Annotated in this window: 7 protein-coding genes and 1 pseudogene; 3 read left to right on the top strand and 5 right to left on the bottom strand. The window is 59.6% G+C overall.

Annotation, left to right across the window (positions count from 1 at the left end; translation table 11 throughout):
• Positions 1 to 853: pseudogene (locus tag M6D32_RS15675) on the bottom strand (MFS transporter); the annotation flags it as partial.
• A 446-nt stretch (positions 854 to 1,299) separates the two neighbouring features.
• A complete protein-coding gene (locus M6D32_RS15670; RefSeq protein ID WP_298257753.1) occupies positions 1,300 to 2,208 on the bottom strand; it encodes an intradiol ring-cleavage dioxygenase in 909 nt (302 codons plus the stop codon).
• A gap of 216 nt (positions 2,209 to 2,424) precedes the next feature.
• Between M6D32_RS15670 and M6D32_RS15665 the strand changes: the two genes are divergently transcribed.
• On the top strand, positions 2,425 to 3,702 hold the full coding sequence (locus M6D32_RS15665; protein WP_298257750.1) for a serine hydrolase domain-containing protein: 1,278 nt from the start codon (positions 2,425 to 2,427) through the stop codon (positions 3,700 to 3,702).
• Between the two features lie 37 nt (positions 3,703 to 3,739).
• Here the strand turns inward: M6D32_RS15665 and M6D32_RS15660 are convergent, their stop codons facing one another.
• Both M6D32_RS15660 and M6D32_RS15655 read right to left on the bottom strand, forming a co-directional pair.
• Positions 3,740 to 4,474: a cytochrome c biogenesis protein CcdA gene (locus M6D32_RS15660; protein ID WP_298257748.1), complete on the bottom strand. Its 735-nt coding sequence runs from the start codon at positions 4,472 to 4,474 to the stop codon at positions 3,740 to 3,742.
• Positions 4,475 to 4,538: 64 nt separating this feature from the next.
• Positions 4,539 to 4,814, bottom strand: coding sequence for a hypothetical protein (locus M6D32_RS15655; RefSeq protein WP_298257746.1), 276 nt, complete (start codon positions 4,812 to 4,814; stop codon positions 4,539 to 4,541).
• 851 nt (positions 4,815 to 5,665) lie between these two features.
• Between M6D32_RS15655 and M6D32_RS15650 the strand changes: the two genes are divergently transcribed.
• Positions 5,666 to 6,061: a helix-turn-helix transcriptional regulator gene (locus M6D32_RS15650; RefSeq protein WP_298257744.1), complete on the top strand. Its 396-nt coding sequence runs from the start codon at positions 5,666 to 5,668 to the stop codon at positions 6,059 to 6,061.
• A gap of 741 nt (positions 6,062 to 6,802) precedes the next feature.
• Here M6D32_RS15650 and M6D32_RS15645 read toward each other — a convergent pair.
• Positions 6,803 to 7,120 (bottom strand): hypothetical protein, encoded by a 318-nt coding sequence (locus M6D32_RS15645; protein ID WP_298257742.1) that lies wholly within the window; start codon positions 7,118 to 7,120, stop codon positions 6,803 to 6,805.
• A gap of 385 nt (positions 7,121 to 7,505) precedes the next feature.
• On the opposite strand from M6D32_RS15645, the gene M6D32_RS15640 reads away from it, so the two are divergent.
• Positions 7,506 to 8,327 (top strand): enoyl-CoA hydratase, encoded by an 822-nt coding sequence (locus tag M6D32_RS15640; protein ID WP_298257740.1) that lies wholly within the window; start codon positions 7,506 to 7,508, stop codon positions 8,325 to 8,327.
• Positions 8,328 to 9,197 lie beyond the last annotated feature (870 nt).

Below are 9,197 nucleotides of genomic sequence, written 5' to 3'. Positions count from 1 at the left end.
CGAGGAACGCGATGCCTATGGTGATGGAGGGAAACTGCGTCTTGATCAGAAGCGGAAACGCGGCGGAATAGCCGATGAAGGAACCGAACGTCCCGATATAGATAAAGGACATGATCCAGGTGTGCTTGCGCTTGACGATCGCAAGCTGATCCCGGAACGATGACTTCGCCGAGGTCAGGTTGTTCATGAAATAGACGGCGCCGAGCACCGCGACGATCAGCGGGATCACCCACATCAGGCCGGCGTTCTGGAGATAGACGCCGGAGACAGGCGTGGCCTGGTAGAGATTGATAAGGCCTGCGCCCATCAGGATCGGCGTGATCAACTGAACGCTGGAAACGCCGATATTGCCACCCGCGGCGTTGAGCCCGAGCGCCCAGCCCTTCATGCGGTCGGGATAGAAGAAGGAGATGTTGGCCATGCTGGAGGCGAAGTTGCCGCCGCCGAGGCCCGCGGTCGACGCCACCAGCAGCATCAGCCAGAACGGCGTGTCGGGCTGACTGACGAAATAAGCGAGCCCGAAGATCGGGATGAAGAGTACGGAAGCCGAGAAGATCGTCCAGTTGCGGCCACCGAACATCGTCACTGCAAAGGTGTAGGGAAAACGCATCAGCGAGCCGATCAGGCCCGGAATGGCAACGAGCTGAAACAGCTCATCCGTCGTGTAGTGGAAGCCCGCTGCCGGGAGTTTCGTGGCGACGATGCTCCAGATCAGCCACACCGAAAATCCGATATGCTCGGCGACGACCGACCAGATGAGATTGCGGCGCGCGATTGCCTTGCCTTTGGTTTCCCAGAACGTTGCATCTTCAGCGTTCCAGTCTGAAATCCAGGTCGGGTCTTTCGCGCGCATGAGAGACTTCCTTTGTTCGAGCCGATGGCGTCGAAAGGCACCATTCAAGCGCCGTGCCAGACTGACGCGACGAGAAAAGCGCTTATATTTTAATTGGTTACGAAAATGCCCGCGTTATCGCCGAGATGCGATCCGCATCCAAAATTTGCGCCCGCACAATTATTGTGCGACGCACAAAGGCTGAGCACTCGTGCTCAAAAAAGCACCGGGAGAGGACTGAAGCTGCACGCTGACCGCAATGTCGGCAGATCCTGCGCAACATCCATCCATGCTGCACAAATCGATTGCGATTCGGCGCGAGGAACCCAGATCAATCGCTGCTTTGAATCCAAAACCGGCAATGGCACGTCGATTAGTGCTCCGATTCTAACATTCGCATCTCTTCGCAGCGGGCGCTGTTGCGAATCAAAGGACCATTAAAACGGGGGAGAGGTGACGCAAGTTTGTCAGGCGTCTTCCGTCGCCGCCATCGGCTTCGGCGCAACGCCCTGACCGGGCTTGAGGCGGAATTCGTAGGTCATGAGATGCCAGGGCGAAGCCGCAGGCTTGCCGTCCGGCATGGTCGGATCGGTCCGCTTTTCGACCTTGGCGATCAGTTCGTTCTTCACGCCGAACACAACGTCGCTATCGATATATTTGTCGCCTTCGACGAAGACATGCGTGACCAGCGGCTCGTGACCGGGCGCATTGACCAGGAAGTGAACATGCGCGGGCCGCATCGGATGGCGGTGCAGGCCTAAGATCATCTGCCCGACCGGACCATCGGTCGGGATCGGATAGCTGCATGGCAGGATGGTGCGGAAATAGAACCGCCCGTTGGCATCGGTGATGAAGCGTCCGCGCGATGACGGGCCCGCCGTCTCATAGTCCGGCTTCTGTGAATCGTACCAGCCATCATCGTCAGCGTGCCAGATGTCGATCGGAACGTTGGCCAGCGGCTTGCCCTCGAGATTGGTGACGCGGCCCTGCACGAACATTTTTTCGCCGACCAGTTCGGGAGACACGTCGGTACCATGCGGCATCACCTTGTGCTCGCCGACATAGAACGGTCCGAGCACGGTGGTTTCGGTCGCCCCTTCGCGCTCCCGGTGATTGACGGCATCGACCAGCATCGAGACGCCCAGCACGTCGGACAGAAGGATGAACTCCTGCCGGCTGGGCGTACATTTTTGGCCGACACGCGTGAGAAAATCGATCGCATACTCCCATTCGGCGAAAGTGAGATCCGTCTTTCGAACGAAAGCGTGCAGCGACTTCGTAAGCTCTTCCATCAGGAATTTGCTCCGCGGCTCCCGTACCTCCTCAAAGCTCTTGACGACGGCGGCGGTGAGTTCGATGTCATTGAATTGGGGCATTTCGCTTTGTCCTTGGGGTTATGCCGGTTTGGGGCAAGGTTACACCAATGTCCCGGTTCTGACATTCGCATTTTATCGCGGCGGGTTCGTATGCGAATGTCAAATCCACCACACCAGGCGGCAGATCAAGGTAAGCAGGACGCGATTGGAACGCCGGGCCGATTTCGGTTATCAAGGCTCAACCTCCGCCTCCACCTTTTCAAGAGATGAAATCCGATGGCAGCCTCGCTCCCCCTCACCTCTCCCGAAGTCGCCGGCATGTCGAAAGGCGTTTTCGACCGGATCGAGAACCATCTGCGCGAGCGCTATATCGAGGCCGGCCGGTTTCCCGGAACCCAGCTTCTGGTCTACCGGCGCGGCCATCTCGTCCACAATTCGTCGCAGGGCTTTGCCGATATCGAGCGCAAGGTGCCGGTGAAGGACGACACGATCTATCGCATCTATTCCATGACCAAGCCGATCACGAGCGTCGCCTTCATGATGCTGGTCGAGGAAGGCCGCGTGGCGCTCGATGAGCCCGTTCACAAATATATCCCGGAATGGAAGAACCTCGGCGTGTTCCAGGCCGGCGTGTGGCCGGCGTTTCTCGCCCGCCAACCTTCGCGGCCGATGCAGATCGTCGACCTGATGCGGCATACTTCGGGGCTGACGTACGGCTTCCAGCAGCGCGGCAATGTCGATGCCGCCTACCGCGAGCTGAAAATCGGCGAGGTCGATAAAGCGGGCACGCTGCAATCCATGATCGCGGACCTCGCCAAAATTCCGCTGGAATTTTCGCCGGGCGAGGCCTGGAACTACTCGGTCTCGACGGACGTGATCGGCTATCTGATCGGGCTGATCAGCGGCAAGCCGTTCGAAGAGTTTCTCCAGGAGCGCATTTTCGATCCGCTCGAAATGAACGACACCGGCTTCTTCGTGCCCGCCGAGAAGGCCGATCGCCTGGCGGCCTGCTACTCCGCCAGTCCGCAGGGCGCGATGGCCTTTCACGCCACCGAACGCAAGGGCGGCCTCACCCTTCAGGACGATCCAACAACGTCTTCCTTCCTGTCGCCGCCTGATTTCATCTCCGGCGGCGGCGGCCTGTGCTCGACCTCGGCCGATTATCTCACCTTCTGCCGCGCGCTGCTTCACGGCGGTGAACTCGACGGCATCAGGCTGATCGGCCCGAAGACGCTTGCCCTGATGACCTCAAATCATCTGCCGGATGGCAAGACGCTGCCCGAATTGTCGCGATCGCTGTTTTCGGAGGCGACCTATCACGGCATCGGCTTCGGCCTCGGCTTTTCCGTCACGCTCGATCCGGCGCGTACGCTCATTCCCGGCAGCCCCGGCGAATTTGCGTGGGGCGGCGCCGCAACGACGTCGTTCTGGATCGACCCGGCGGAAGAACTGATCGCCATCTTCATGACCCAGGTGCTGCCATCGACCGCAACGCCGATCAGGCGCGAGCTGCGCACCATGATCTATTCGGCGATTGCCGACAGCAATCTTTAGCGGCGTCGGGGTTTGGACTTCCGACGTCGTGCAGTCGTCAGCCGATGCTTTGCAGTCCCGGAAAAGCCTCGAGCAGCCAGACACTGACCGCCGAGACGCCGCCGGTCAGAAAGGCGATACCGGTCAACACGAGCAGCACGCCCATAGCCTGTTCGACGCGCACGAGATGCCGTTTCATCCGCGCAAACAGCGAGGAGAACCGCTCAACCATGAAGGCGGCGATCAGGAACGGAATGCCAAGGCCTGCGGAATAGACCGCGAGCAGGCCGGCGCCCTTCGCAACCGTGGCCTCCGAGGCCGCAATCGAGAGAATGGCCGCCAGGATCGGCCCGATGCAGGGCGTCCAGCCGAACGCAAAGGCGAGCCCCATCAGATAAGCGCCCCAAAGCCCGACGGGCTTGGGGATGGGAAGACGCCCTTCCCGCATCAACAGATCGATCCGCGTCAGCCCGAGGAAGTGCAGGCCCATCACGATAATGACGATGCCGGCAACAACCGACAGCTCGCCCGACCAGGCGTGGATGACGCTGCCGATCAGCGAAGCGCTGGCGCCAAGCGCCACAAACACCGTCGAAAAACCGAGCACGAACACGACGGCAGAGACCATCACCGCGCGGCGGGAGGATGAAGCCGGTTCCTCATCGGCTGCGTGCTCGATGGTCGCGCCGGTCAGGTAAACCATATAGGGCGGCACCAGCGGCAGCACGCAGGGCGACAGGAAGCTGATCAGGCCCGCGATCAGCGCGGCGGGGATCGAAACGTCATGGATCATGATGGGCGTTGATGTAACGGATATGCCAAAATCCGCAAATCACGACCCCGCGGCCAGCCAAGCCCTACTTGACGAGTTTCAGGGACACCGGCGGACGCGGACGCCTCCCCTCTTGCGGTTTAGGGGGAGCAGAGTTTGAGGCGCCTTCCACCTCTCGCACCATCGCGTCGCACAAGGCCGTCAATTCCGAGTCCCCGATCCGGTTGAGCTTGATCCGCAGCTCCAGGATTGCGACCGAAACCAGATGCGCCGTATTGAGATCGCCGCTCATGATGAGGGACGCGTGGCATTCCTCAAGCGTTGCCAGAACTGTCCGCAGATTTTCTTCGAAATAAGCCACAGCGTGATTCCGTTACCGAACCTGCGAAAATGCCCGTGCGATCGGGGCAATAGCCGAGCCGACCCTGTCCCGCCCCAAAAAAATCCGACGGTATTAGGACCGAGAAGATAGTTTTCGTCGTTACACAGATTTGTGACATTGCGCCCCAACCCCGTAATGCTTCGGGGCCCATTGCTGCGCCCGTTGTCGGTCGTCGCCATCCGCGGCGCCGGTGCACCGCGAAAAGCACGCCAACGACACCTTGCGCCTTAGGCAAGGCGCACCCTGTGGGTGTAGGCGTCGATTTCCGATGCACGATACGCCAGACGCGTCAAAAAGTCCCGTCCCCAACTACGCAAAGCTAGGTTGTACTATCCTGCGTTGCTTGCCAGAATAGCCGGGCGATCCTTAGATATGAAAGTATTGTGGGAAACGTACACTAGCGCGGCGAATTTGAAGTTCCTATCAGGATTGCGGCAAGTTCGTCATAGGAACTTCAAATTCAAAGCCGCACTAGAATCAACAAGTTGCTAGAGCTCCTTTGATTCCGAAGTTCGCATCGGAGGTCACCAGTTCGCATCAGAGGTCACCGCGATGACTTCGGAATCGGAGCTCTAGAACTCACTTTGTTGGCTCGCTGGCGCGACTTGCGGTTACATGGCTCCTGGAGGCCATCCGCTGCCTGTCGCATTACGAACGTCATTCAACTTTGACGGCTGTTAGGGTTGCCGCTAGAAGAGCTGGATACTCCGTAAATTTCCGGATTTGAGTGTGAATTTCACCTATTAGAGATAAAGAAACAGAAACCCGTAAGTCGGAAGGCGCCTCCGGATATTCAGGCGCTTCAACGAGTGAAGGACGGTAGAAACAGTATGAACAAATCGGTAGCCAAGAAGATGAAGCAGCGCAGTGCCGGGAAGCCCGATATCGAGCTCGGCAAGCGTATCCGTTTGCGGCGTGTGGAGCAGAAGATCTCGCAGGCTGAGCTTGGTGAGAAACTTGGCGTCAGTTTCCAGCAGGTTCAGAAGTACGAGAAGGGCGTCAATCGCGTCGGCGCTGCCCGCCTTCAGCAGATTGCAAACGCGCTCGATGTGCCCGTCACCTTCTTCTACGACGGAGACAGCAAGGCGCGGGAGGTCGAGAGCCTCTTGTTCCTCGACAGCGCCTTCAGCCTGAGGTTGCTGCGCGCCTATTCGAAGATCAAGGATCAGACGGTGCAGCGTCAGCTCGTCTCCCTGATGGAATCGATCGCCGCGAACGAGGGCTGATCAGGACACCCCGCGGCGATTCGTCAGGAAGCGCCGCGGAGACGGTCGATCAGGGCCAAAGGATCGGCTGGCGCGGAATGGCCGCGCCAAGCCATCGCTCTCCACGGATGTGGGGTCCGGCATCCCGGCACCGGCGAAGGCGTGTAGCTCCCCATCGCACAGGTTGGCGGCGAAGCGCCATCATATGCAATGATCGGCGAGCGATCGTAGTAGCTGCTGGCCGCGCCCGCATTCGGCCGGAACAGCGACCCGCCGGTGGCCCTACCCGGCGCCCTTGAGCTTGCACGATGTCGAGCAGGTTATCGTCGTGCCCCGGCCGCACTTTGAGCAGACCGCCAGACACTGATCCAGGCTCTTCGGATTGTAGAAAGGGAAGAGATTGATCGCGCAGCTGTTCGTGGTCGAACCCGTGACGTCTGTCTCTTGCTGGCAACCGGCCATAATCACCAGGGCAAGAGTGGCAACAACAGGTCGCATGAGATTTCCCCCTCAAATCGACCCGAGAGCGTACACCGAACCCACTAAGGTTTTGTTAAGGATGCTGCAAACGTCCGATCCCGATGTGTCGCACCGAAGCGCGTCAGGAGAGCAAGTGATCGATCAGCACGCCGATTCCGACACCGGCCGCCGCAGCGCCGATACCCGGTGAAACTCCCTGGTTTCGGCGGACTGTTTGTCAGGCGAGTTTACCGGCCTCCACCTAGCCGAACGTCCCGGCGACCGATTCGAACCCAAAGCCGCTTAGCTTCCTCGAATAGCTTCTCTCAGAATGAACACATGAGACGCCACAATGACGACGGAGGCCATGAGCAGGCCTGCTTCGGCGCCGTGGACCTTTGCAGGAACGTAAATTGACGCGACCCAAATAAACAAACGGACGGCAAGCGCGAAGCCTACCATTCCCCAAAGCCCGATGACTTTCGATGAGTACCAGGTCGGCCTGCCATCGAGGCCCGACTGCATCGCTATTCCATCACTCTCGATACGGGGGCCAAAATGGAGATTACACGCCACCATAAAGACGACGCTGGGCCAGAATGCGAGGTCGGCGTTCAACACGAGATTCTCTCAAATACGAAATCAGACTCAAAATTTTAGGCCGGCAGCGGCCAATACTGACCCGTCACGGCGTGGCCATCCGTAGCGCGCATAAGTTGATTTCTTATGAACTACACCTTCCAATATTTCGGCAGAATGGCGGAAATAGATCGCAACGTGTCATTGCGAGGCCGGTCGACACACGCCTCCTTTGCCGCTGAAGCCGGACGGCCGGCCAGAAACGTATATTTGCCAGCGATCCCTTGATTCCGAGCTTCGCGAAGCCGCCCGCCGAAGCGCGATACGAATGTTGGAATCGGGCCGCCAACCCCATCCCGCCATTGCGGCCTCGGCCAGGCGGTGCTTGATTGCGAGCCATAAGAAACCTCCAGCCGAAGGCTCCGCAATGCTCGACGTCCCCTCACAAAACCAAAAATCATTTGCCGAAGGCAAGATCCTCAAGAGCGTCACCGATGGGGTCGGCATCGTCACATTCAACAATCCCGAAAAGCGCAATGCCATGTCGATCGAGATGTGGGAAGGGTTGGGCCATGCGCTGATCGAACTACGCGAGGATGACAGCGTGCGCGTGGTCATTTTGACCGGCGCCGGCGACAAGGCCTTCATGTCGGGCGCCGACATCAGCCAGTTCGAAAAGAACCGCCATAACGCGCAAGCCGCCGAGGAATATAATCGGAAGAGCGACGCCCAGCGCGCATTGCTCGCCGAATTTCCCAAGCCAACAATTGCCTGTATCCGCGGGTTTTGCCTCGGCGGCGGCATGCAGGTGGCGATGCTGACCGATATCCGTTTTGCCTCAAACAACAGCCAGTTCGGCATTCCCGCCGCCAAGCTCGGCATCGCCTACGGCTTTGACGGCCTTCGCCACCTGGTCTCGCTGGTCGGGCCGTCCTGGGCGCGGCTGATCCTTTACACCGGCACGCGGATCGATTCGGCGGAAGCCTTGCGGATCGGCTTGGTCGATCGCGTGATCGCGGATGGCCAGTTGTGGGAAGAAACGCTCGAGGTCGCCCGCACCATTTCCGGCAATGCGCCGCTCGCGATCAAGGCGGCCAAGATCACCATCGCCCAGGTCTTGAAGGACCAGGATGAGCGCGACATGGGGGCGATCAAGGCGATCAGCATGGCTTGCATGGACTCGGAAGATTTCCGGGAAGGCAGGCAGGCCTTCATGGAAAAGCGCAAGCCGAAGTTCAGAGGGCGGTGACCCGTGCCCCGGATGCTGCGCAGCGCGTGCTCGGCGTGATGCGCTGCTGATCCGGGGCCCATCCGACGATGTTGGGTCCCGGCTCTGCGGCGCATCGCTACGCGCTGCGTCGCGTCCGGGACAAGAGAAGATTGCGATTGACAAGGTTCGGCCTCACCGACTGATTTGCCCGTCGCGTTAATCTGCCGCAGGCATATCTCTTGTGGCGTCGGGCAAATCACCTTTAGAAGCCCGCCCGTCCCGCGCCCGATCCAGAGGGGCGCTTCGCGATCGTCACGAACGTTGAGCGCGGGATGCGATGGACGCTTTCGCATCGACTGACGAGCGATGTCGGAAGCGGACGGTGAAGTCGTAGCGTCCTGGCACCCCGACGCTGGTGTCAAACTCTTGAGAAGCTAACGCTTCGCAGGGGTGACGGAGGCAATAAAGCCCGGTCTCCGGGGAGACTACGAAGGAAACCGTAAAACCATTCGCGCAGGGAATGCCGGAAAGCTTCGGCGAACCTGTGGTGACTAACTCGTACGCTTTTTTCTTTGCGTGCGAGGCCGCGGGTGCGTCGCGCACCCGGCATTCTCTGCGCCCTCTTCTACTTGGAGGGACCGTTTCTGGAAAACCCGGGCACGAAATCGTGTCGCGGGAGGGACTGACTTGCGCCGAACAGCGCGTCCTTCGAGACGCCGCTTGCGCGGCTCCTCAGGACGAGTCTCGGTATGCGGCACGACCGCTTTCTCCTCATGGTGAGTTGCCCACCGGCTGCGCCGACCCACTGCGCACGAAACTGGTGGTATGCTGGGGCGCCGTCGGCACGGAGGTCGGATACTCCTTGGTGCATCTAGCCCGATGGTGAGTTTGACTGTGGGACCTTGGAGC

Source organism: Bradyrhizobium sp., from assembly GCF_027307225.1.
GTDB lineage: Bacteria > Pseudomonadota > Alphaproteobacteria > Rhizobiales > Xanthobacteraceae > Bradyrhizobium.
Note: the sequence above shows the minus strand (reverse complement) of the source record. Positions and strands in the feature narration are given on the sequence as shown.